Source organism: Microbulbifer echini, from assembly GCF_041447225.1.
GTDB classification, from domain to species: Bacteria; Pseudomonadota; Gammaproteobacteria; order Pseudomonadales; family Cellvibrionaceae; genus Microbulbifer; species Microbulbifer echini.
The window spans coordinates 157,975-181,469 of the sequence record NZ_JBGMEL010000008.1 but is presented as its reverse complement, the minus strand read 5'-3'; the positions used below and the strand labels follow the sequence as shown (position 1 = coordinate 181,469).

The following is a 23,495-nucleotide window of genomic DNA, read 5'->3' as shown; positions in this document are numbered from 1 at the left end:
TGCTATAGAGTCTCAAAGCGAATTTTTAGGGATTGCGGCTGCGGATGTCTAAAAATTTTGAGTTAAATGGGGGGGTATTTAATTTTTCAGATTGTTTTCTGTATTTTTAATGGGTTTTTTCATGATATTCTTGCAATGAAAGGTTAGGCTTTTGAGTGGTTCTATAATCCAGTATTTACTTATAATTATTAAGGCTTGGGTGGGTAGATATCCCCGTTTTGCATAAAAAATACATGCATATTGTGCGCTCTTTACCGGGCCCTCGTAAAGCTTGTGAGGAAAAACCAATGATTGAATTTTCGCTATTTTGGGGTGTTTGGCCCCGCTTACGATGTATTTCTTTTTACTTTGGTGTATATCCCAAAGTGAGTATAGTAAAATAACTCCCCGATAGAACTGGTTAACTTCACGATTAATCCATAGCCCACCTGTTTCGATTACATTAATTGACTGGGTTACAAAACTGGGTAGGATAGTTGTTTTAGGGATGTCCTCAAAGTATCGTATCGGTAGGCGTGTATTTAAGCTGTAGCCACCGATCATGTCGCCCTGTCTATTTTTGAATACTCGAACAGTTGAAATACGCTCGAAATGCTTGATTGATGTCTCGTTTCCTGATTCAAGTATATAATTTCTGGTAAATGCTTCTAGTTCTTTGCTCTGAGAGATAAGGCATGTATTAATCATCGTAAATACTCTATTTTTACTTTATTTGATAGCGGCCAGGATTGATAAGATTATTTGGGTCAAGCATTATTTTTATTTTATGCTTTAGCGCTAGCGCATCTCTATTGCTTTCCTTGGATAAATCGAAGGGCATTTCATCAATTGAACGCCTGTAACACTGCCAGTTATTGTCTTTAAAGCATTGGCGGAGTTGAGTTATCAACTCTTTTGCCCTTTGCTTTTCTTTATCGCATTTAACGTCGTAATAGAGGCTGATAATGGCCTGACACATATGTGCTGAAATAGAAGTTAGGGTAACGCCAAATTCAAACCCGAACTTTTGAAATAACTGTTCACTTTTCTGCATGCAAGCATTTATTTCGTTACTTAACATCGGCAGTGCAGGCGCTATCCAATAGAAGCCGCAATCGCTATCGATTGGATCATTGCTATTATCGAAGCTCTGTGATTGGTTTCTCCAGTAGCATCCCTTTAATGCCATAGGGCTGGGATTACCCTCAAGCATAAGCATAGCTTGAGTGAATTTAGTTAAATTTTTTTGAAATTTGGTGAGCCGCGATGAATAATTAAATAACGGCTTTAAGCCGTGTAAAAACCAATTCAACCTGTTGAGTTTTTGTAGAGATAGGATCTTTACATCTCCAATATCACTTAGTGCCTGCTTAATACGGTTGGCTTTTGCTTTTGCGACTTTAGATTCACCAGAAACAACAAAAGCAGCAGTCCATGGTGTTATATGATTCTGCATCTCAAGCGTATATAGGTCGTGTATAGGTACGCCGTGACTTGGATTCCATTTGGAAAAGTCAAATTGGGTGATCATGGAGAGCACTCGGTAATTATTACCAATATGCGCTAGGCAGTCTAATGTGTTTTCAGATTTAAGTTGACGCATGATATCTATGTAAGTACCGATACTCTCTGATTCTTTTAACCTAACTATGCAGCGAAGACTCAATTCTTGCCGCATTGTTAATTCAAAGCGGATTTTGGTAATTACGGCTAGGTTGTTTTGTGTGAAGACTTCTGTAAGCCCGGCGCTATGACCGTTGCGCCCAATATAACGTGAAGCAGTATCTAAGGATTTTGTCTTCCCATTTGCCTGGATGTACTCGGTTATGGTGAAGTGTTGGCTACGGTAGCCGCGAGAACCGTGGCCAAACCCTCGTTCAAGTACATTTCCAACGATACTGGTTGCTGGTCCTGCACCTGTGCAATCAAGCATCCAAGGCATACCTTTTAAATAATTCGCCAGTTGCCCTTGGGTTACACCTGGGCCAATTTCAACTACTCCCAAGTCGGAGTCATAATGATAAATCTCATTAAGTTGGCTAAGGTCAATTATTATATTATCGTCCATGACGGGGACGGATTTTCCGTAACCCCAATTTTTTCCTGTACTTATTGCATAAAATGGCTGGTTTATAAGGTGGCAAGTTTGGATTATTTTCTTTAATTCATCTGTGGTTTTTGGTATATAAATACCTTTAATGTCTCTTATGTGGCCAACTAAACCACTGTTTTTGTAATTTTCATGGTTCGAACCCTTATCGCTTAATTTCAATGAGTCCAATTTATCGAGAAGCATATTCCAATCCTTACTGATAGTTATAGGGATTTTAGCTTTCGATAGAGGCTTCTAAATAGATTTTTATCTGAATTTTTTGCCGAATCTCTCTCATTACCAGTGATTTTATTTTGAGTAAGCATCTAGAGGATTTTGCAGGTGATTGCCTGTTGGTGAGTTTTAATTTGATGGTTGTATGAGAGGTTGAGTTAGCAATTAAATTTAATGCATCTTCAGTTTGTTTTGTTAATCCTGCAGTTAACGCTGAAGTACATTAGATGATCATCTAGAAAAGAACATCCCGCAGGTGATAATATCTGCTGATACTCAAAAAAATTGCGACTGGTTAGAACTTGGTAAATAGTTGCCAGTCAGCTATGAAACTACCTACCGGTATGTCTAGTTCGATAAATGCCGTGGAGGATTCTTTGCTCGAAATTACGCTGCAGAAATAGAATTTATAACAAAGGAGGTAGTGATAAATAAACTCTGGGGTGTATCAAGAACACCATCAGCATTGGGCAGCGGCAACAAGTAGTAGAAGATACATCTTGCTTCGGAGAGTGGAAAATTGATACTGTTATAGGTAAATCATCATATTGATGAGCTGGTTGCTATTTTAGATTATAAGAACAAACTCACACTCTCTCAGCAAGTTGAGCACAAAAAGAAACAAGGTTGGTCACTCTAGTTTTTTTACATGATTCCTAAAGGTATTTAGACACCATCGACGATAATGGCTAAGAATTTGCTCTGCACAAGAAGGTTAGTGGGGCTCAAGATATCGATATCTATTTTACACATCCGTATACATCCACAGTAGTAGCTCAAAAGGTGATGCTTTTCAGGGTTTAATGTAGCTAATTTTATATTTTTAGGGGTCGATTAATTATATACTTATCAGGTGAGTAATGGATGTACTCGATATCATTTTGGCCTTATGAGATAGGTGGGCGACTTCAGGTGGTTTAATTCGACAAACATATCAGGCAGGTTATAGTAAGGCCTGCCACTGAAAGGCTATCTGTTAATATTTCTTGGCTGGCTTCATTATGATGCAAGCACTAATTAATGAACCAGAAGAATGATCATATTCCCTATTGCAAGGATTCTTAGTTGATTTCCTATTACTCTGATTTCAGTCGGTGTTTAAATGTTTTCAGTATTATATAGAGGGTTCGATGGTCATATCTTATATGCATATGAAATAATCCGCTATGAAATGATTCAGAATGCATAGCTGAGCGGAGCAAAAAGTTTGAATTTTTAAGGATTAAATCCACCTTTTAGCACCCAAAGGCGATATAATCTCAGGTTTCTCGTGGCGTATTGGACTTGGTGGCTTTTCTGGATACAAGTTTGATCTTGCATTTGGCTTAAGGATCTTAAGAAAGGCAACTAAAGAGTCTTCAGTTATTTTCACAATGTCTCTATGTGACCTGAAACCACGATGATGATAGGTGGAACTTGCCGCGAATGACAATTACATGACAGGTGTTGCTTTTAGAGGTTTATGGCGGGCTACCAGGTAATTGATACTTTACGCTTCCGATTTTTGATAAATCTAGATGCTCCTAATATCTTTTTCTTGACTGCGAATCTCTTTGAATATAGAGGGATTCCAGAGTGATCTGGAAGCTCTTTAGGCTCATCTTTGACTGTTAATGACCGTGAACGATTACACTCATAAAGAGAGTTACCATTGAAATATGTAGAAATAATTGCAAGTGCAGGAAGTAAAAATACCATTTCTGCCATAGCCAAAAAAGTCAAGGCTCTTGACTTTCGGGTTGGAGTCCTCGGGGAGGATGGTATGCAGCAGATGCGCATGCTTGTTGATGATAATAATCTGCAGGAAACCTTAGATACATTGCAGACTGTTCTAGGAGCGCAGCCCACTATTCGTATAGTGGTTTTACCCGTCTATGCCGATCTACCCAAAAAAAAGGATGAGCCAAAAGATGAAAAAGTATCGTCCAGTATAATTCGTGAATCGCTTTATCAAGAAGTCGCCAGGGGGGCGCGATTAGATTCCAATTATATTTTACTCGTGATTTTGGCTACAACCGTAGCTGCCATTGGTCTAATAGAAAATAATGTTGCAGTTGTTATTGGTGCGATGGTCATTGCGCCATTACTCGGGCCGAATCTTGCGCTAAGTCTTGGAACAGCATTAGGCGATGGGAAGTTAATGCTAAATTCCATAAAAACATTGTTTATCGGGATTCTTATTGCCATTGGTATGTCTGTGGTAATCGGGTTGTTATGGCCTGGACAATTCCATAATCATGAAATCATGTCTAGGACTAACGCCAGTCTGGATTCAATTGCCTTAGCGCTTGCTTCCGGAGCTGCAGCTACTCTTTCATTGACCACTGGTTTATCTGGGGTTCTTGTTGGTGTAATGGTTGCTGTGGCGTTGCTGCCACCAGCTGTAACTATGGGCATTATGCTAGGTAACGGGCAGATGCATCTGGCGAGCGGCGCTGGGTTATTACTTGCTATCAATATTGTCTGTGTTAATCTCGCCAGTAAATCAATATTCTTGTTCAAGGGAATTCGTCCCCGAACTTGGATAGAAAAAAAGAAAGCAAATAAAGCCATGATGCGTTATATCCTTGGCTGGATATCTACATTAACAGCCCTGTTGACCTTTATCTTTTTTCGTGGCAGCTCTTAAGGCTGTCGCTAATTGCTTTTTTTGAGATATCTATAGAACAATTTATCTGGTGGGGCAAGGCTATAATCTTGCCTTATTTGCAAGCTTTTATCACGGCATCTGTTTGATGTGTGTCTGCTAACTTATTTAATGTAATCAATGAGAACTATGGCTAGAAAAATACTGTCTCTGAAGGTAAAACGAAATACAGATGTCGAGCTAGATGATAATAAATTGAAAACTGAAAAGATTGAGGATCCCCAGAAACGATTTTTGGATGGTATCGCGGTTAATCCTTCTGAGCCTATACGTCTAGAATCCGGTTCTGAGCAATTCACTATGCGCGCAATGGATTTAATAACACCAATTGGTATGGGGCAAAGAGGATTGATTGTTGCGCCACCGGCCTGTGGAAAAACTACCATTTTAAAACATATTTGTCAGTCGGTCGGAGAAGCTTATCCAGATATAAAGCTCTATGCGTTGCTGATTGATGAGCGACCAGAGGAGGTAACAGATTTTAAGCGCAGTGTTCCTGCACAAGTACATGCCTCATCCTCAGATAACAGTTATGAACAGCATGTTCGTGTGGCCGATGACCTTCTTAAAATTGCCTGTCGCGAAGCAGGAAGCGGCCACGATGTAATGATTGTTATAGATTCACTTACAAGGCTTTCTCGTGTACATAATGCAGAGCGAAAGGGGCGAGGGCGTACCATGTCTGGTGGTATTGATGCTAGAGCTATGGAAATACCCCGTAAAATGTTTGGTGCGGCAAGAAAGATAGAGGGGGGAGGATCGCTTACTATATTAGCAACCGTTCTTGTGGATACAGGCAGCCGGATGGATCAGGTAATATTTGAAGAATTTAAGGGTACAGGTAACATGGAATTGGTTCTGTCAAGAGAGGTTGCGAGACAACGCATTTTTCCTGCGCTGGATATTGCTAAAAGTAGTACACGTCGAGAGGAGCTACTGATAGATTCAAAAGATATTGAAAGTATAAGGGTTCTACGTCGAGCGCTCGGCAGCCTAAAACCTATAGAGGGTGCTGGAAAGCTTGTAGAGCTACTTGAGAAATATCCTGCGAATGCGGAGCTACTAAGTCGTTTTTCCAGAAAAGAATAAACTATATGCCCTGAAATATTATTGATGTCTGCCTGGTTTGAGCATGCAGTGCCTATAATAATACATTTGTTATGTGGTATCGTAATTTTGGAAGGTATGGTAAGGCGATGAATTTGTGTGATTCACCAAGGGTATTTCCCATTTTCAATCCGTCTTGAATTTGGTTTATCCGATTTTGTTCTTGGGTGTTTGTACAATCATTGTATTCTCATCAACTCAGGTTGTTTATAGTTTTATAGTTTCGGAGGTTAAGAGAAGCTTATGTTTATCGGCGAAGCATCTAAAAAGACAGGGCTATCGATAAAAGCTATAAGGCTATATGAAGAAAAGGGTATTATTAAGGCGCCAAAAAGGCAGGGACGTTATCGTGTGTATACCAATGCCGATATCGAAGTTCTTAATCTGATCTCTGAGGCAAAAGAGTTGGGTGTTACGTTGTCTACACTTAAGAACGTTGTAACCTATGAATCTGGAAGAGTTGATTGGGAAAAAATTTCTAGATTTCTCGTTGAGGTCAAAGATCAGCTTATAGGAGAGATGCAAACCATTCGAGACAGAGTTACACGTGTTGAGCGATGTCTTGATGGTATAGAGTCGTGTCCTAAGGGTCTTGACTCTCCCCCTAAGGGGAGACTTTAGAATCATCACTAGAGATGAGATTTAGGACGTAAGGTGATGAAGAAGATATTACTTTTGAACGGAAACCCAAAAATAGGCAGTTTATGTTCTCACTTAAGTGATACTTATGAGATTGAGGCGCGTGAGAGTGCGATTGTTAGGCGCTTTGATTTGGGTGCGATGGATTTTAACCCTAGTTTAGACTGCGGATATGATGAATTTCTGAGGCTAGAGTACTGCTTGTCTGACTTCACGGAGGCATTATTATGGTCTAATCATATCGTAATTGTATTACCAGTGTGGTGGGGTGGGTTGCCAAGCAAGCTGAAAGGGTTAATAGATCGTACATTTCTTCCTGGAGTTACATTTAAGTTTGAAATGGGTTCCGCGGTACCTGTACAACTTTTACAGGGTAAAACTTCCCGATTAATTGTAACGATGGATGCCCCAGTCAATATGCATACTGATCAGTTCAAACCTGTCTTGGAGCAGTTAGACCGGTTCACGTTGCGGTATTGCGGTGTAAAAATGGCGAAGTATAATTTATTTGGTTCGGTAGTATCTGCTTCTGAAGAGCAGATAGGCCAGTGGACTGAAATAGTAAAAGAACTGGGCTCTAATTGTATTTAGATTAAGGTATAGACTCAACTGTGCTCCACCATCAGGTGGGGCATTCTTAATGTAGAGTTAAATTTCACATCGGTTACCAAAATGATATATTGGTTGTCGCTTCTATGCCGAATATGTCGTGTTGTTCAGGGAGCTAACTTATAGTCTAAGTACACTTTTTCCATCTGAGTTTCTGTAGTTCCGAAATTTTATATAGGTACTCGTTTAATATTTTCAGTGAGACTTTCCTCAATAACTTCGCCCTCTAATATTTCACTACCACTGCGATAACGCATTGTCATTTGACCCGTTGCAATTAGGGTCCCTTGGCTATCAAATACCTCAGTGGTGGAATAAAATATTTTATACCCGGCACTGGTTAGTGTACAAATAGCGGTTAAGTGATTAGTTTTGGCTTGGCCGGTAAAATTAGTGGTTAAAGAAAGTGTTAGCGATTTCCGTCGACGGTTTGGGTTGGGACAGTAAAGACCACAATAGGAACCCGCGATATCAATTAAGGTAGTAATAAAGCCCCCATGGGGTGCACCTTGGCTATTTAAGTGCTCGGGTTTCAGGTCAACACTGATGACCACTCGGCCTTCTTGCCATTCTTCAATTTTGACTCCCAAGTGCTCATTGAACGGTGGTTGTTTTTTGTGTTGCCAGTTCATCCGATGGTGCCTTATTGAAAGCTACGAAGAGGTAGGAATTGCTGGTAGAGCTTTTTGAGTGGATAAGTATATGCTGAGTAATCCTGCACCGATCACAATAAATATCCCTATCAGAGCCATTGTGTTGGGTAGGTTTTGCCAAATCAGCCATCCAATCACCCCCGAAATCACTACACTAAAGTAGCTGATTGGAGATACCACGCTAGGTTTTGCATAGCTGTAAGCCTTTGTATAACACCATATTGCCAACAATACGGAAATTCCATTATAAGCCAGGTAGGGTAGGGTCCAGAATGGAATGGGTTGCCAGTAATAAATACCTAGCGGAAAGCTGCAGGTAAGTGAGATCAATATATAGTAAAACAAAATCAGGCTGGGTCTTTCCGTGCGCGAGAGAATTCGTGTGCCTACCATGGAGGTGGCTAAGGCCAGTCCTGAAAGCAGGCCGAAGGCATGGCCGATACTAATGCCATCAATATTGGGCTGTAGGATTAGACTAATACCCATTAGTCCAAACAAAATTGGTAACCAGCGTTTTGGGGCTATATGCGCATGTGCCCAAAGCCAGATTACAAGGGGAACGAAAATAGGGGCGGCGTTACGTAATAACCCGGCTTCCATTAAGGAGATTTTGCTGAGTGCAGAAAAATACGTGATGAAGCAGAGCCATCCGGCAAAACCACGAAGCAGGTGAGTTTTCCAGTGTTGTGTTGCGAGCTTCGGTGGGGATTGGCGCACTATCCAAGGAATCAATATTAATAGGCAGATACTGTATTGACTGAGGACTATCAATGGTACAGGAACTGCCGCGGATACCCATTTGCTCGCTGCGGCAGAACTACTGGCCACTATAGCAGCGGCCAGTGCGAATCCGATACCTTTCCAATTATTATTTCGGGTATCCGTTTCGCCCCTTTTGGGAGGGGCTTGCGATGATAATGGAATCGCTGGATATACCTGAGCAGATGGTAATTGAGACTTAATTAGACGGCAGGGCCTAGTCATAATGTTGCCGTGACTCGATAGAGTTTATCGAGTAAAAGCACATATTAATGCGAGTCATCTGCCCAGCTCGCGAAGGTGCTGCCTTCCCGGGCAAGCCGAGCCAGTAGCGGTGCCGGAGTCCAACAGTTTTCACTCAGCCGATCATGGAATGCGCAAATCGATTCATAGACTTTGGCCAGGCCGATGTTGTCGGCGTAGTACATGGGACCACCGCGATGGGCGGGGAAGCCATAGCCGTAAACATATACAACATCGATGTCGCTGGGACGTTGAGCCGTGCCATCCTCCAGAATGTTTGCGCCTTCATTAATTAGGGCGAAAGTAAGCCGCTCGAGGATTTCTTTATTGGAGATTTTCCGACGCTTTATCCCTTGAATTTCAGCCTGAGCTTCGATTATAGCTAGTACTTCCAGGTCATTAACGCGTGCACGGGTTTCGGGGTCATAGCGGTAGTAACCGGCTCCACTCTTTTGGCCAAGGCGGCCCATTTTAACCAGGACATCAGCAATACAATAAGTTTTTGGATCTCCTCTTTCGGCATCACTTAACCCCTGGCGTGCCTTGAAACCTATATCGAGTCCGGCCAAGTCACCTACGGCAATCGGACCCATGGCCATACCCCAGGATTCCATCACCGAATCGATTTGCTCTGGAGTGGCGCCTTCCAATAGGCACAATTGTGCCTCACGATTATAAGGAAGCAGCATACGATTGCCGATAAAGCCGTAACAGTTACCGGCAAGTACAGGAGTCTTGTTGATAGTTTTTGCCAGTTGTATCGCAGTGGAAATAACGGGGTCTGCACTCTTTGTTCCGCGAACTACTTCGAGTAGTTTCATTACATTTGCGGGACTGAAAAAATGTAACCCGATAACGTTTTCAGGTCTTGAGGTGGCGGCGGCAATCTGATCGATATCCAGGAAGGAAGTATTCGTTGCGAGAATAGCCTCGGGTTTACAACTCTGATCCAGCTTGGTAAAAACCTCCTGTTTGAGTGCCATATTTTCAAAAACAGCCTCAATTACCAGATCAACTTCTGCTAGCTCAGAGTAGTTGGTAGTGCCCTGGATTAGCGAGAGAAAGTGCGCTTTTTGGCCTTCTGTGAGCCTCCCTTTATTCATGCTGATACTGTAATTCTTACTGATCACAGCTAGGCCACTTTCAATAGCGGTTTGACTGACCTCCAGTAGTTTGACCGGGATGCCGGCATTGGCAAAATTCATGGCGATACCTCCACCCATGGTGCCTCCACCAATAATACCAACGCTCTTAATCTCCCTGGTGGGAGTATCTTTAGGCAGCCCTTTGATTTTTGTAGCAGTACGTTCGGCAAAAAACAGATGTCTAAGTGCTGCGGACTCGCTGGAGAGTAGGCATTCAATAAACAGGTCCAGCTCTTTTGCCAGCCCCTGCTCAAAGGGCAGCTTAACAGCCGCTTCTAGGCAAGAAACAATGTGCTGTGGTGCAAGCTGACCGCGTGTTCTTTTTTCCAGACGCTGACGGAAGTCATCAAATAATCCCTCTGGAATACTGGCTGGGTCTATGCATATATCTCTGACCCGGCGCGTAGGCGCGTTACGCTGAATAAGTTCATGGGCATAAGTAAGGGTACCTGATAATAGATCATTTTCGATGACCCGATCGATAAGATTCATACTCTCGGCTTTTTCGGCAGAGATCGGAGTGCCCCTGGTGATTAGCTCCAGTGCTGCTTCAACACCCGCCAAGCGTGGCGTGCGTTGGGTACCGCCGGCACCCGGAAGTAAACCAAGTTTGATTTCGGGCAGACCAATCTTGGCGGAGGCCAGGGCGCAGCGATAGTGACAGGCCAGCGCTACTTCGAAGCCCCCGCCCAAAGCTGTGCCGTGAATGGCGGCAATTACGGGTTTGTGAGAATTTTCAATTTCTGTAATTACTTCGGATAGTGCAGGAGCCTGCGGAGGCTTGCCAAACTCCGTAATGTCGGCACCTGCGATAAAGGTGCGGCCTTCACACAGTAAAATCAGTGCCTGGGATGTATCATCTTGGGCGTTTTTAATGGCGCCCCATAAACCTTCTCGTAATGCTTGCGATAGGGCGTTAACGGGGGGATTGTTTAGTCGAATAACCCCGATATTGCCTATGAGTTCGTAATGTACGGCAGACATAGCTCCCTCCAGATCTTAAGAAATTTTTGCGCTTAATCAAATTCCAGTGCTACAGGTAAATTTTCCAGGGCCTCTTCTGCTGCAGGTTTGTTTGAAGCTTGTTCCAGTCGTACTTTTGCGATCTGACCGCGAGAAGCATCAAAGCTGGCAGAGAGTTCTGCGGCAATATTGTTTTCCTGTAATGCTTGGCCAACCACATATTCTGTGGCGCGATTGCGCAGCGCAGGCTTAAACACTTTGGCCACAGCAGTTAATGGAATTTCATCAATGATTTCGATTCGTTTAGGGATGGCTGCCCGCTCAGAAATTTGGGTGCGGCAGTAATCGATCAGCTGCTCCTCGCTGGGAGGGTTGTCGGAGGGGTAAAGGGTGACATAAGCAACTGGAACTTCCCCAGCATAGGCATCGGGTTGGCCAACTGCAACGGCCATGGCAACAGCGGGGTGCCGAGATAAAGGTTCTTCTATCAATGCGGGATCGATATTGTGGCCGCCGCGAATAATTAAGTCCTTTGCACGTCCAGTCAGGAATAAGTTGCCATCCCCATCGAGATATCCCATATCACCGGTATTGAACCAATCGTGATCCACCCAAGCCTTAGCATTGTCCTCCTCGGAGAGGTAGCCGGAGAAAATATGTGGCCCTCGTGCCAGCACAATACCGACCTCACCGGCGTTGCAGGTTCTTATTAGCCGGTTGCCGACTATTTCGGCAATCCGCATCTCCATATAGGGAAGACGCCGGCCAACACTGCCGTCGGGAGCTTGTAGGTCGGTGGGGGGGCGAGCGAGGAGGCAGCTGGATTCGGTCATCCCATAGCCGTTGCTGATTGTCACATTGAATTTTTCCTCGAAGGCATTCTTTAGCCCAGTGGGTAATGGAGAGGCCCCACAGCCTATATCCGTCAGGCAGCTAATGTCATTGTCATCAACAGGGATTTGTAACAAAACGCCGAGGATCGTGGGTACGGTAACAAACCCTTGAACACGAAAACGGGCGACATGGTGCCACCAGTTGGGCAGCACATTGGGCGAACGAAAGCCCTCTGGGGTCATTATAACGATCGTGCGACCAGAGAGCAGAGTGCCAATACCGGCAACGACTGTGCCGAATATATGAAACAGGGGGAGGCCACTCAGGGTGGCGAAGCGCCCCTTGTTTGCGGTGGTATCCGCACTGAGCTGAGCCACAAAGGCAATATTACTATGAGTGAGGCGGGCAACCTTTGGGTGTCCGGTTGTGCCCCCGGTATGAAAATAGCTGGCGATATCGTCCCCATGGATGGTGCGCCCACTTATTAAATGGGCATCAGGCTGCTGCTTAATGGCTGTGACAAAGTTTTCCACTCGTACGCCGGTGGGTACTGTCACCATATGTGCTGGTTTTTGGCTAACCAGTAGGAGCGCCTGAAGAGTTGGTACTCGCCCGATGACTTTCTTTACTTTACCCCACATCTCCTCACTCAGATCTGGCCCAAGAGCGACTAGCACTTTGGCCTTGGTGGTATTCATGATCTCAACGATGTGCTCTGGTTCCAGCAGCGGATTAATGGGGCTAGCAATACCTGCCGCCTGTGCCCCCCAGAGGGCGAAATGGGTTTCCAGCAGGTTGGGTAGCAGTATTGTAATCGTATCCGTCGATGTAATATCGAGGGTGTGAAGCAGATTGGCAGTTTGATGAACCCGCTCTGACAACTGGGAAAAACTTACGGAAATGGTTTCTTCATCTGGGGCGGCAGTCGGTAGAAACTCGATGGCTGCATCTTTTTGATAGAGACGGGCGGACTGTCGGATAAGGTCAAAGGTGCTCTCCCACGGATAACGTTGCGAGAGAGGGACTTTTTCGTAGGTTTGAATTTCTGCAAGAGACTGCAGTGTGGGACTGGCGGATTGCGATGGCGTGATCGACATGGGGGCTTCTCTCACTTTGGTTATTATAATGACGACCATAGCAAAAGTGATATCGGCATTCCACTCTGCGGAATTAAGTGGTAGTTTTTCATTTGTTTAGGTGAGCCGAGCCACCGTTTTAAGCTGCATCCAGTAAAAATGTCATTTAAAACATCCTGGCATGCGGTGTAAGAGAGTCCAAATTATGAGAATGGCATTAGATTCCTTTCAGCAAGGCGGTTAATTCTTTGAATTGCAAATAGTTCAGAGAGATATGTATTCAATGTAATACCGGTGATCTACACAATCTGGATTGGCTCTGGAAGAAAACAGTGGATGCCCCTTAAGCTAGCGAGGCTGAAGATTGGTATCGCCGGTTGTGGAAAATTCTCAATCTGGTTCACCGCAACTACTCGGCCTAAATAAGAAGTTTGCTAGATAAATCGCTCTTTACTACCTCTCCAAAAACAAAAGGAGCAAGCGAATGAATATGGACTTTTCCCCAGAGGAGTTAGTTTTCCAACAGGATGTTCGGCAATTCTTACGCGAGAAATTACCGCCAGATATTAGAGAAAGCACACTTAAAGAAATCCCTTTAGCTAAGGAAAATTTTGTTCGTTGGCAAAAAATTCTCTATGAAAAGGGTTGGGCTGCAGTTAACTGGCCGGTTGAATATGGCGGCACAGGTTGGACGTCGACCCAGAAATATATTTGGGCCAACGAATGCGCCAATTTCGGAGCACCAGATGTGATTCCATTTGGGTTGAATATGGTTGCGCCAGTCATTTTTACCTACGGCAGCGAAGAACAAAAAAAGCGTTTTCTTCCCGATATTCTGCAAAGTAATGTCTGGTGGTGCCAGGGTTATTCGGAGCCAAACGCTGGTTCCGATTTGGCCTCATTAAAAACTACGGCCGTTCGCGATGGTGATGCCTACCTTGTCAACGGCACCAAAACCTGGACCACCCTGGCGCATTACGCCGATTGGATTTTTTGCTTGGTGCGTACCGGTGAGCCAGAAGTTAAAAATCAGGCAGCCATTAGTTTTCTGTTGATTGATATGAAGTGCCCCGGCATAACCGTATCGCCAATCACCACTCTCGGGGAATACCACGAGGTTAATGAGGTGCATTTCGATAATGTAAGGGTGCCGGTGGCAAATCGTATTGGGGAAGAGGGCCAGGGCTGGACCTACGCCAAGGTATTGTTGACTCATGAACGCACCGGAATTGCACGAGTTGCCATAGCTAAAAAACGCTTACAAAATTTAAAAAGCGTGGCAAAAGAAACAGGCGATAGCGGCACTAATCTGCTAGATAACACCGTTTTTGCACAAAAAGTTGCTGAAGTTGAAATAGAGTTACTGGCTTTAGAGTTCACCGAATTACGCACACTTGCGGCCATCAGTACCGGTAATGCTCCGGGTGCGGAATCTTCAATCCTGAAAATAAAAGGAACTGAGGTGGCTCAGCGTCTAGATGAGCTCTATGTGGAAATTGCTGGTTACTATGGAATGCCATTTGTAAAGGATCAGTTTAAAAGTGATTTTGACGGAGAAATGGTCGGTCCCGGACTCATTACCAGTAGTACGCCACGATATATAAATAACCGCAAAGCATCAATTTACGGCGGTAGTAATGAGATCCAGAAAAATATTATTAGCAAATGGGTGCTTGGCCTGTAAATTTTGCATCTGATGAGGATTGGAACAATGGACTTTTCCTATAGTGAAGAGCAGCAAATGCTACAAAGCAGTGTTAGTAAGTTTGTTCAACAGGATTATGACTTTCATCGTCGTTGTAAATTGGTGAGCAGTGATACAGGCTTTAGCCTGGAAAACTGGCGGTTGTTTGCCGAGCTGGGCTGGCTCATGGTGCCTTTTAACGAACAGGATGGTGGCTTGGGTGGCTCTGCTGTAGACCTGATGGTTCTAATGGAAGAATTTGGCCGTGGATTGGTGGTGGAGCCCTTCTTGGCGACTGCGGTTTTGAGTGGTGGGCTGATTGCCGATAGTGCCAGTGAGGCACAGAAAAGGGAGTTGTTAGGTCTATTAATGGAGGGACAGTTGCAGCTGGCTTTTGCCTTTGCCGAATCCCAGAGCCGATACAACCTTGCAGACATTACAACCAACGCGAAAAAAGAAGGTGACGCTTACATCCTGAATGGCCACAAGGCGGTTGTCCTCAATGCTGAGGCTGCAGATAAATTGCTGGTTACCGTGCGTACCAGTGGAGTCCAGTATGACCGAGAAGGTGTTACCCTTTTAATGGTGGATGCCGATAGTGAGGGTGTTTCTCGCCAATGTTACCGTACCGTAGATGGGCACCGTGCAGCGGAAGTGAAATTTAAAAATGTGAAAGTCCCTGAGGCAAATCGGATAGGTGTTGAGGGTACGGCCTTACCTGCAATTGAAAAATCTATCGATCGAGCCACACTAGCGCTCTGCGCAGAGGCTGTGGGCGCAATGGAAAAAATTTATAAGAAAACTGTGGAGTACACAAAAACTCGAGAACAGTTTGGTGTTGCTATTGGTAAATTCCAGGCGTTACAGCATCGAATGGTGGATATGTTCACAGAGTATGAACAGGCTCGATCAATTTTGTTAATGGCAGTCTTGCAATGGGATAGTAACAAGGGTGCAGCGCCTAAAGCTGTCTCCGCTGCGAAAAGCCGTATTGGTAAGGCCGCTAGGCTAATTGGTCAGGAGGCCATACAGATACATGGTGGAATCGGTGTAACTGAAGAATTGGATGTAAGCCACTTCTTTAAACGCTTGACAACAATTCAGTACCTTTTTGGCAGTACAGATTTCCACACCTTGCGGTTTGCCGAGCACTAATTCGAGGGTTCACAGCTGAAGGTTGGTAGAAGATTTTTGGCTGTGAACCTCAGAGTATTTTAGAGGCGAATCAACATCGTCTTAATATTGCTGACCATGTTTTTTAATAAGGGGGCGACTTCGTTTTCGAGAAATTCTGGATTGAGCCGGAAGGCGGGGCCACCGGCATTAAACGTGTAGATATGTCCTTGGCTTAGTTGTAAAGGAACTGCGATTCCATTTACATCGCGATTCCAGTCGCCAAAAGAACAGCAGAAACCACGTTGCTGGTAACTTATTACTGCCTCTTCAATACCGGCTTTGGTTTTCGGCCAGTCCGCCACGGCTTTTTTCTCAAGATATGGGTAAAAATATTCGCGTTCTTCCTGGGGAAGTGCGGCCAGATAAGCTCGGCCAGTGCCACTGGTAGCCATAGCCACCCGATTCCCAATTTCATGGCGAAAAGCGGTGACATTGGCGGGTGCAGAAAATTCAACAAAAATCATATCGAGCCGGTCGCGGTCAGACAATCCCACCGCAGTACCCGTAGTGTTGGCCAAGTCCTGCATCAAAGGCTTGGCGACTTGACGGATAGTAAGATTGGAGACAAAGGCGTAACCCAAAGCCAGTACTCCGCTACCCAGTTGATACTTTTCCAGTCTCTCAGAATAGGTCAAATAGCCCAGCTTGGTGAGTGTGTAAGTCACTCGTGAGATACTGGAACGGGGTAGTCCAGTACGTTGGGCAATCTCGAGGTTGCCCAGAAAACCATCGCCGGGCTGAAATGCTCTGAGTACATCCAGGCCACGGGCCAGGGCTTCAATAAACTTGCGGTCGGGTTCGGTGTCTTTTCTTCTGGGGAGATCACTCAATGAAACCATGGGCTAAAATCCTGCTTTGATCATGACAATTATACAATTTTTGCCGATGTGACAGAAGGATATGCCTGTATTTTACATATGGGGGCATCAAGGTTAAGAATCCTGATCGGAGAAATTTCTAGTCAGCTTCTAATTGATTGGTGGTGTTACTGTAGGATTTGACGGTTGTAGAAGTTAGGCATGGTTGGTCGTAGTTGGGGCTAATCCTTTGCCGCGACTGTAACACACAACATTAATAGCTTTTAACGTGAAAAAATTATAGATAATGATTCACTTTATATTTAACTCCGGTTAAAGTTTACATAAATCAACGACTAGTAAGATTTGATTAGTATATCTAGTATTGTATTTCCGGGTTGACCATTATAATGGTGAAGGTTTTGTGATCAGGCTATCAACGTAATATTTTAGAAAAGGCAAGAATGATAATTTTGTAAGATAAAAATATGGATTATTTAACGGTAAATAGAGATTTGTGGGATAAGCGTACAAAAATACATGTAGATTCAACGTTCTACGACGTTAATGGATTTCTAGAAGGAAAGAGTGCACTTAAGGAGATTGAATTAAGTGAGCTGGGTGATGTTGCTGGTAAAAGTTTACTTCATTTACAGTGTCATTTTGGATTGGATACTTTGTCTTGGGCGAGGTTGGGGGCTAGGGTTACAGGCGTTGATTTCTCATCAGTTGCCATTGAAAAAGCCAAGTCACTCTCAGAGGCATTGGGTTTACAAGGACATTTTATTTGTTCTGATCTATATGGTTTTGGTGAAAGTACACAGGACCAGTATGATATTGTATTTACCTCTTATGGGGTTCTCTGCTGGTTGCCAGATATCCAAAAATGGGCGGATGTAGTATCGCGTAGTTTGAAATCGGGCGGTACTTTTTATATGGCAGAGTTTCACCCTTTTATTGATATCTTTTTGGGCTATAGCTACTTCCATAACTCGAAACCGGATATCGAAGAGGAGGGCACCTATACCGAGAATGATTCGGGAGAAAGATTAACGATCGTTACATGGGTGTATCCAATTAGCGATGTGATTGGAGCCTTACTCAATGCTGGTATACATATCACTCATTTTAAAGAGTACCCTTTTAGCCCGTATAATTGTTTTGATGGGATGGAGGAGCGAGAAAAAGGTCGATTTTACCTTTCTCACAAAGAGCAGGACATTCCTCTGATATATTCTATTAAGGGTTTTAAACGTTAAATGGTGTTTTTGTTTTTTTCCTAAGGAACCTCTGAATACTACCAAATTGGCTCGGAATTATTCAGAGGTTCCTTAGGTGAAAATAATTATTGCATCATTGCTCCGCATAAAAGATCCGAGGCTGCATATTTTATCACCTCTTTTGATTGTATAGATTTGAAAGAAGTAATAAAGCAGGCCGTATACTTTGAATTATATATACCTTCACAAGAGGTTGGAGGTGGAGTGGCCAGCGCAAGAAAGCGGAATTATCACTTTGCTATCTATAATGATGAAGCAATGTATTGCTGGAGTATTCGAGAAGGAAAATTTATTAAACTACCTGATTATGTACACAAAGCGTTTCAACAAAATCTAAAAATTTACTCTATGTACAAAGGGAGAAAAGATATTTTGGGGAAAGGAGGCTTTTCACAGTTATCATGGGACTACTATAGTTGCCCCTATTAAAGGCCTCTACTTCTGGATCAGAATTCAGAATAAAGTACGTAAATGGTACCGCGGCTCTATGCCAAAGTCGTTGGGCAAATGGATTTTCTTGTCCTCACTGTTGGCATGGCAAGGATTGTGATCTCTCTCACCGAAAGCTCAAATGATGTAATCGTTGTCGGCGCCAGACGTCGATTACTTCCCGTACGATCTTCGATTCCACTAAGTTACCCCTTATAACTTGGTTCCTTGGTATTTTTCTTATCACCCAGGATGAAAAGGCATCTCTTGTATGGAGTTACCAAGTCATTTGGGTATCTCATACAACGCAACTTGGTGTATGAAGCAGAAACTCATGTAGGTGATGATGGAGTGAGATCACCAATACAAGCTGTTTGGCTGTTTTTAACAGTATTTCAATTTGATGGGGTTTTTCCTGGGGGCGGGGACTCTTCTATTGTCATTTCACCAATGTGCTATACGATAGAGGAATGATTATTCAGAGAAATCTGAATTGTGCATAAGGTCACAAAAGTTAGTTCTTTTAAACTCCTTGTTGTAGCGCTCAGCGATGTCAGCAGTGAAGTTGAACATGGTTGTTTCAGGTTTTTTTGATGTTACATCGCTTATGCGTTTTAACATTAGCTCCGTAAACTTGACCCGCGGGTACTGATCAATTATTTCATCGATCGTTTTGCTGTCAATTGAATCTATTGGGATAGCACCAATATCTATCCCTGCTCCGAACTGTACCAGAGCGATTTCAGGTCTTTTATGTTGAGCAATTTCTAATGTTGAATGCAACGCAATTGCATCCCATATCACTTCTATCTTTTCTTCTGGGTACCCCTTTTCATGAAGAAAAGCTGCGGCGCCATTTGCCCCATCGACTTCAAATCTTTTATCTTTCACATATGGTTTCACCAGGCCTAGATCGTGAAGGGTAGATCCTAGAAAAAGCATTTCCAGATCAATTTTTGCCGAAGCTGCTTGTCCAGCGCATGCTCCAAAGAAATAGGTTCTCATTACATGATTTAGTAGAAAAGTATCATGATTACCCTGAACGAATTTCAAAGTCATTTTGCATAAGTCTGTATCAGGGATTTTCACAGTGTCGAATATTGTCATTTTAGGGAGCCTTTCATTGAATTTTGATATCAGTATGCATACATTTTTTAATGTTCGACAGGTTTATACCTGTGGTATTCATGTTTAATGCCTTGCCAGCGGAATTTACAGGACTTGAGGTGTTTATCTGGTCGAAGCAGGTGGGCCGGCCAGGTTGCGGCACCTGCTGTAAAATACCCGATTTCAGGGGGTAAGCTAGAAGAGTGGGTATGGGACTATTAAGGTTGTGAGTTTCCCTATCGGGTGGGATTACTTGACGGCTAATGCTACTTCTTCATCAAGGGCCTTTCGAAAGGCTGGGCGCTTGTTTAGCCTCTCTTGATAAACTGGCAGGACCTTAAGCGCTTCAGGCAATGGAAAACCCAGTTTCGGTAAGAGTGTCAGCGCCCAGAATAGATAGACATCGGCGATACTAAAATTTCCAGAAAGATAGTCTCTATTTTGCAATGTGGCGTAACTAGTGTGAGTTGTCGTTGTACAAGTTCATTGGTGATAGCTTTCATTTCATTGGAAAAATGTGGGGAGGCTAGGGGGTAAACCCCCATTTTATGTATTTCTGATGTGACAAAGCTTAACCATGAGATGACCTCGTATCGATCTTCCCGATCTTCTACGGGAATTAATGACCCTGGCGCCGCTTGATCGGCTATGTATTGTAAAACTGCAAAGTTTTCAGTGAGAACGCGACCACTATCCAGAGCTAAGGCTGAAACCTTTCCTTTGTCTGTGATGGTCCAGAAGTCTATTCCAGATTCAGTGACCTTTTTATTTAAGTTGACTCGCACAAACTCACAATCTAGTTTGGCCTCATAAATTGCAATGCGAGCGGCGAGAGAACACGCGAAAGGTGAGAAGTAAAGTTTCATAGAAATATTCGGCTTGGTTTGCGTGTGTGATATGGTTTTATACCGGTTAACATCCTAGCGGGATGTTTCACTTATTGGTTTTCTTTTTGATATTAAATATAGTGAGAGGAAGTTGTGTGTCGGTTAGGTTGGCAATCTAGGGCGTGAGGTTTTCTATTGAAGCGATTCTAGTAGCTTCTTTCAAAATCTCAACTTCCGTGATAGACAAAAGGATATTAGGTTGAATAACACGCTCAGTTACTTTGCTTTTCTGTGAGCTTTGAGTGGCCACTGTCTGGCGGAAAAGTGTCGGCTTAGTGTTATTTGCAGGTTGTTACCCATAATAATAGGAGGGTGTTCTCCGATAATGGGTAGATCCTGTAGGGAATTTTGTCTTGATCAAGCAAACACCTTTATTTCTATTTACGCACTCTCCTTAGGCGATATTGCCTAGTTAGCTGGGGACGAGTGAGCAGAAATTATAGAGTATCGATATTTGATTTTGATGATACGTGAAATAAAATTTCAGTATTTTAGGTTTTTTTGGGTTTTTATTTTTTTGGCTCGCTGTAAATGCTCAAAACTGGGTTGCTAGTGGCATAGTCTGTCGACGCACTTTGGTGTTGTCAGCTGGTTGCAGTGTGCCGTCATGGGTCATGGGCAGTGGGGCATCTCTAGCTTCATCTATCTTTCTCGGTGAATTTTCGTTCATTATCTAAACCATTGAGGTGTTTGTTATCAATATCGGCGTCTCTTGTCATCTATCTGCGCCCTTTCCCGCTTAGAGGTAAGTTGTCGCAAAAATCACTCGCTTGAACGTAGCCCCTGGGCGCTGCGGCAGGAGGATTGGCCGGGAAAGGCCAACAGAGGTAAACTCCGGCTCTTAAAACTACTACAAGACTCTATCTTAGAAGGAGATAGCGAATGCGTCGGACAATGATCGCACTTTCCATTGCTGCGGCCCTGGCCGCTTCCGGCTGTGGCGAGAAGGCACAGAAGGACGAGAATGTGAAGGATTCGGTAAAGGCTGAACAGTCCAAGAACGCCATGGCCCAACAGTCAGATAACCTTTTGCTGGCCGATTGGATCGGTCCCTATGGCGGTGTGCCTGCGTTTGACAAGATGGAGTTGGAGGATCTCAAGCCCGCGATTGAGAAGGGCATTGAGATGAGCCTGGCTGAACTCAAAGCGATTGCTGCTGACTCCGCTAAGCCTACTTTTGCCAACACCATTGTGCCTATGGAGCGCAGTGGTGCAGAGCTGGGTCGTGCAACAGCTTATTATGGGATCTGGGCCGCCAACATGTCCTCCCCAGAGTTCCGCAAGGTTCAGCAGGAGCTGGCTTCTATCTGGGCGGATTACGAGTCCAAGATTTATCAAAACAAAGCACTGTTCAAGCGTATCAAGGCGATTTACGACCAGCGCGACTCCATGGATCTGGATGCAGAGCAAAAGCGTGTTGTTGACCTGATCTACACCCAATTCTCCACGAGTGGCGCCACCCTGGAGGGTGAAGCCAAGGAGCGCTACGCCGAGATCAATAAGCGTCTGGCAGAGCTTTACACCACGTTCTCTAACAATGTGCTGGCGGATGAGGAAGGTTACGATATCTTCCTGAGTAAAGAGCAGCTGGCTGGTCTACCGGACTCCTTTGTCGCTGCTGCGGCGGCGATGGCGGAAGAGAAAGGCGAGAAAGGTAAGTACGCAATTACCAATAGCCGTTCCTCCATGGATCCCTTCCTGACGTACTCGGACAATCGCGAGCTGCGCAAGCAGGTTTGGACCAATTATTACAGCCGTGGTGACAATGGTGATGAGCACGATAACAATGCACTCATTGCCGAAATTCTGACGTTGCGCGATGAGCGTGTGGGTCTGCAGGGTTTCGATAATTACGCCCAATGGCGCTTGCAGGATCGCATGGCAAAAACCCCTGAGCGTGCTATGGAGCTGATGGAGGCGGTATGGCCTGCCGCGGTTGCCCGCGTGAAGGAAGAGGTGGCGGATATGCAGGCTGTGGCGGATGCCGAGAAAGCCAATATCACCATTGAGCCTTGGGACTACCGCTACTACGCGGAAAAAGTGCGCAAAGACAAGTACGACCTAAACTCCGATGAAGTAAAGCAGTATCTGCAGCTTGATAACCTGCGCGAAGCTATGTTTTACGTAGCTGGTGAACTGTTCAACTTCGAATTCACTCCAGTGAAAGAAGGTTCAGTACCGGTATTCCACGAAGACGTTAAAGTCTGGGAAGTGACCGATAAAACCAGTGGCGAGCACATCGGCCTCTGGTACCTGGATCCATTCGCCCGCGCCGGCAAGCGTTCCGGGGCCTGGGCCACCATGTACCGCGACCATTCCACCTTTGATGGTAAGAAGAACGTACTTTCTTCTAACAATTCCAACTTTATCAAGGGTGCACCGGGCGAGCCTGTATTGGTGAGCTGGGATGATGCGGAGACCTTCTTCCACGAGTTTGGGCACGCGCTGCACTTCCTGGCCTCCAATGTGACCTACCCAACCCTGAATAGCGGTGTGCGTGACTACACCGAATTCCAATCCCAGTTGTTGGAGCGCTGGTTGTCTACCGATGCGGTGATCGATAACTACTTGGTGCATTACAAAACTGGTGAGCCGATCCCAGCAGATCTGGTTGCCAAGATCAAGAAGGCGGCCAAGTTCAATCAGGGCTTTGCCACCACCGAGTACCTGGCTTCTGCTCTGATCGATCTGAAATTCCACACTGTCGATCCGAAAGGTATTGATCCGGATAAATTCGAGCGCGAAACCCTGGAAAAACTGGGTATGCCTAAAGAGCTGGTAATGCGTCACCGTACTCCGCACTTTGGCCATATCTTCTCTGGTGAAGGTTATTCAGCCGGTTATTACGGCTACATGTGGGCCGACGTGCTGACCTCTGACGCCTCTGAAGCTTTTGCGGAGTCCAAGGGTGGTTTCTACGATAAGAACGTGGCCGCAAAACTGGTGAAACACCTGTTTGCCCCGCGCAATGCCGTGGACCCCGCCGATGCCTACCGTGCTTTCCGCGGTCGAGATGCTAATATCGAAGCACTAATGCGCGATCGTGGCTTCCCGATTCCCGAGAAGAAAGAGAGTAGTGTTGCCGCTAAGAACTAAATTATTGATCCAATAATTGGTTCTCGAAAAGCCGCATCTTTGGATGCGGCTTTTTTAGT

General features: G+C 44.5%; 19 protein-coding genes and 1 pseudogene. 10 read left to right on the top strand and 10 right to left on the bottom strand.

Annotated elements, in window-relative coordinates:
- Positions 1 to 78 precede the first annotated feature (78 nt).
- A complete protein-coding gene (locus ACCI51_RS10070; protein ID WP_371843474.1) occupies positions 79 to 687 on the bottom strand; it encodes a hypothetical protein in 609 nt (202 codons plus the stop codon).
- Between the two features lie 16 nt (positions 688 to 703).
- A complete protein-coding gene (locus ACCI51_RS10065; protein ID WP_371843473.1) occupies positions 704 to 2,275 on the bottom strand; it encodes an FAD-binding oxidoreductase in 1,572 nt (523 codons plus the stop codon).
- Positions 2,276 to 3,956: 1,681 nt separating this feature from the next.
- Here ACCI51_RS10065 and ACCI51_RS10060 point away from each other — a divergent pair.
- The 4 genes from ACCI51_RS10060 to ACCI51_RS10045 all read left to right on the top strand — a co-directional run bounded on the left by ACCI51_RS10060 (position 3,957) and on the right by ACCI51_RS10045 (position 7,289).
- On the top strand, positions 3,957 to 4,934 hold the full coding sequence (locus tag ACCI51_RS10060) for a TIGR00341 family protein (RefSeq protein ID WP_299587761.1): 978 nt from the start codon (positions 3,957 to 3,959) through the stop codon (positions 4,932 to 4,934).
- Between the two features lie 147 nt (positions 4,935 to 5,081).
- Positions 5,082 to 6,041 (top strand): transcription termination factor Rho, encoded by a 960-nt coding sequence (gene rho, locus ACCI51_RS10055; RefSeq protein ID WP_371843472.1) that lies wholly within the window; start codon positions 5,082 to 5,084, stop codon positions 6,039 to 6,041.
- Between the two features lie 261 nt (positions 6,042 to 6,302).
- Positions 6,303 to 6,680, top strand: coding sequence for a MerR family transcriptional regulator (locus ACCI51_RS10050; RefSeq protein ID WP_299587754.1), 378 nt, complete (start codon positions 6,303 to 6,305; stop codon positions 6,678 to 6,680).
- A 36-nt stretch (positions 6,681 to 6,716) separates the two neighbouring features.
- A complete protein-coding gene (locus tag ACCI51_RS10045) occupies positions 6,717 to 7,289 on the top strand; it encodes an NAD(P)H-dependent oxidoreductase (protein WP_371843471.1) in 573 nt (190 codons plus the stop codon).
- A 188-nt stretch (positions 7,290 to 7,477) separates the two neighbouring features.
- Here the strand turns inward: ACCI51_RS10045 and ACCI51_RS10040 are convergent, their stop codons facing one another.
- The 4 genes from ACCI51_RS10040 to ACCI51_RS10025 are packed head-to-tail and all read right to left on the bottom strand — an operon-like array spanning position 7,478 to position 13,001.
- Positions 7,478 to 7,939 (bottom strand): PaaI family thioesterase, encoded by a 462-nt coding sequence (locus tag ACCI51_RS10040; RefSeq protein ID WP_371843470.1) that lies wholly within the window; start codon positions 7,937 to 7,939, stop codon positions 7,478 to 7,480.
- Positions 7,940 to 7,960: 21 nt separating this feature from the next.
- The gene (locus ACCI51_RS10035) at positions 7,961 to 8,944 is read right to left on the bottom strand and encodes a DMT family transporter (protein ID WP_371843469.1); all 984 of its coding nucleotides are present in this window, start codon (positions 8,942 to 8,944) and stop codon (positions 7,961 to 7,963) included.
- 44 nt (positions 8,945 to 8,988) lie between these two features.
- Complete coding sequence (locus ACCI51_RS10030) at positions 8,989 to 11,091, bottom strand: 3-hydroxyacyl-CoA dehydrogenase NAD-binding domain-containing protein (protein ID WP_371843468.1); 2,103 nt, start codon at positions 11,089 to 11,091, stop codon at positions 8,989 to 8,991.
- 32 nt (positions 11,092 to 11,123) lie between these two features.
- Entirely contained in the window at positions 11,124 to 13,001 is a 1,878-nt protein-coding gene (locus ACCI51_RS10025; protein WP_371843467.1) for an acyl-CoA synthetase, read from the bottom strand.
- Between the two features lie 463 nt (positions 13,002 to 13,464).
- Here ACCI51_RS10025 and ACCI51_RS10020 point away from each other — a divergent pair, with 463 nt between their 5' ends.
- Together ACCI51_RS10020 and ACCI51_RS10015 are read left to right on the top strand one after the other, a co-directional pair.
- Positions 13,465 to 14,664, top strand: coding sequence for an acyl-CoA dehydrogenase family protein (locus ACCI51_RS10020; RefSeq protein WP_371843466.1), 1,200 nt, complete (start codon positions 13,465 to 13,467; stop codon positions 14,662 to 14,664).
- A gap of 27 nt (positions 14,665 to 14,691) precedes the next feature.
- On the top strand, positions 14,692 to 15,819 hold the full coding sequence (locus ACCI51_RS10015) for an acyl-CoA dehydrogenase family protein (RefSeq protein WP_299589137.1): 1,128 nt from the start codon (positions 14,692 to 14,694) through the stop codon (positions 15,817 to 15,819).
- A 59-nt stretch (positions 15,820 to 15,878) separates the two neighbouring features.
- Here the strand turns inward: ACCI51_RS10015 and ACCI51_RS10010 are convergent, their stop codons facing one another.
- A complete protein-coding gene (locus ACCI51_RS10010) occupies positions 15,879 to 16,679 on the bottom strand; it encodes an IclR family transcriptional regulator (RefSeq protein WP_371843465.1) in 801 nt (266 codons plus the stop codon).
- Positions 16,680 to 17,125: 446 nt separating this feature from the next.
- Here ACCI51_RS10010 and ACCI51_RS10005 point away from each other — a divergent pair, with 446 nt between their 5' ends.
- The 3 genes and pseudogenes from ACCI51_RS10005 to ACCI51_RS09995 form a co-directional block, all read left to right on the top strand.
- Entirely contained in the window at positions 17,126 to 17,896 is a 771-nt protein-coding gene (locus ACCI51_RS10005; protein ID WP_299589143.1) for a class I SAM-dependent methyltransferase, read from the top strand.
- A 156-nt stretch (positions 17,897 to 18,052) separates the two neighbouring features.
- Positions 18,053 to 18,346, top strand: a complete 294-nt coding sequence (locus tag ACCI51_RS10000) for a hypothetical protein (protein WP_371843464.1) — start codon at positions 18,053 to 18,055, stop codon at positions 18,344 to 18,346.
- A 53-nt stretch (positions 18,347 to 18,399) separates the two neighbouring features.
- Positions 18,400 to 18,683: pseudogene (locus tag ACCI51_RS09995) on the top strand (transposase); the annotation flags it as partial.
- Positions 18,684 to 18,820: 137 nt separating this feature from the next.
- Here ACCI51_RS09995 and ACCI51_RS09990 read toward each other — a convergent pair.
- From ACCI51_RS09990 to ACCI51_RS09980, 3 genes are all read right to left on the bottom strand, one after another.
- Positions 18,821 to 19,453 carry an HD domain-containing protein gene (locus tag ACCI51_RS09990; RefSeq protein WP_371843463.1) on the bottom strand — a complete coding sequence of 211 codons (633 nt, stop codon included), beginning with the start codon at positions 19,451 to 19,453 and terminating at the stop codon, positions 18,821 to 18,823.
- 380 nt (positions 19,454 to 19,833) lie between these two features.
- Entirely contained in the window at positions 19,834 to 20,319 is a 486-nt protein-coding gene (locus tag ACCI51_RS09985; protein ID WP_371843462.1) for a glutathione S-transferase family protein, read from the bottom strand.
- Positions 20,320 to 20,875: 556 nt separating this feature from the next.
- Complete coding sequence (locus ACCI51_RS09980) at positions 20,876 to 21,010, bottom strand: hypothetical protein (RefSeq protein WP_371843461.1); 135 nt, start codon at positions 21,008 to 21,010, stop codon at positions 20,876 to 20,878.
- A 212-nt stretch (positions 21,011 to 21,222) separates the two neighbouring features.
- Between ACCI51_RS09980 and ACCI51_RS09975 the strand changes: the two genes are divergently transcribed.
- A complete protein-coding gene (locus ACCI51_RS09975) occupies positions 21,223 to 23,436 on the top strand; it encodes a M3 family metallopeptidase (protein ID WP_371843460.1) in 2,214 nt (737 codons plus the stop codon).
- Positions 23,437 to 23,495: the final 59 nt, after the last annotated feature.

Bases quoted from the DNA above. Each gene is read 5' to 3' on its own strand.
- ACCI51_RS10070 (WP_371843474.1), bottom strand. From the start codon at position 687: ATGATTAATACATGCCTTATCTCTCAGAGCAAAGAACTAGAAGCATTT.
- ACCI51_RS10065 (WP_371843473.1), bottom strand. From the start codon at position 2,275: ATGCTTCTCGATAAATTGGACTCATTGAAATTAAGCGATAAGGGTTCG.
- rho (WP_371843472.1), top strand. From the start codon at position 5,082: ATGGCTAGAAAAATACTGTCTCTGAAGGTAAAACGAAATACAGATGTC.
- ACCI51_RS10050 (WP_299587754.1), top strand. From the start codon at position 6,303: ATGTTTATCGGCGAAGCATCTAAAAAGACAGGGCTATCGATAAAAGCT.
- ACCI51_RS10045 (WP_371843471.1), top strand. From the start codon at position 6,717: ATGAAGAAGATATTACTTTTGAACGGAAACCCAAAAATAGGCAGTTTA.
- ACCI51_RS10040 (WP_371843470.1), bottom strand. From the start codon at position 7,939: ATGAACTGGCAACACAAAAAACAACCACCGTTCAATGAGCACTTGGGA.
- ACCI51_RS10035 (WP_371843469.1), bottom strand. From the start codon at position 8,944: ATGACTAGGCCCTGCCGTCTAATTAAGTCTCAATTACCATCTGCTCAG.
- ACCI51_RS10030 (WP_371843468.1), bottom strand. From the start codon at position 11,091: ATGTCTGCCGTACATTACGAACTCATAGGCAATATCGGGGTTATTCGA.
- ACCI51_RS10025 (WP_371843467.1), bottom strand. From the start codon at position 13,001: ATGTCGATCACGCCATCGCAATCCGCCAGTCCCACACTGCAGTCTCTT.
- ACCI51_RS10020 (WP_371843466.1), top strand. From the start codon at position 13,465: ATGAATATGGACTTTTCCCCAGAGGAGTTAGTTTTCCAACAGGATGTT.
- ACCI51_RS10015 (WP_299589137.1), top strand. From the start codon at position 14,692: ATGGACTTTTCCTATAGTGAAGAGCAGCAAATGCTACAAAGCAGTGTT.
- ACCI51_RS10010 (WP_371843465.1), bottom strand. From the start codon at position 16,679: ATGGTTTCATTGAGTGATCTCCCCAGAAGAAAAGACACCGAACCCGAC.
- ACCI51_RS10005 (WP_299589143.1), top strand. From the start codon at position 17,126: ATGGATTATTTAACGGTAAATAGAGATTTGTGGGATAAGCGTACAAAA.
- ACCI51_RS09990 (WP_371843463.1), bottom strand. From the start codon at position 19,453: ATGACAATATTCGACACTGTGAAAATCCCTGATACAGACTTATGCAAA.
- ACCI51_RS09985 (WP_371843462.1), bottom strand. From the start codon at position 20,319: ATGAAACTTTACTTCTCACCTTTCGCGTGTTCTCTCGCCGCTCGCATT.
- ACCI51_RS09980 (WP_371843461.1), bottom strand. From the start codon at position 21,010: ATGAACGAAAATTCACCGAGAAAGATAGATGAAGCTAGAGATGCCCCA.
- ACCI51_RS09975 (WP_371843460.1), top strand. From the start codon at position 21,223: ATGCGTCGGACAATGATCGCACTTTCCATTGCTGCGGCCCTGGCCGCT.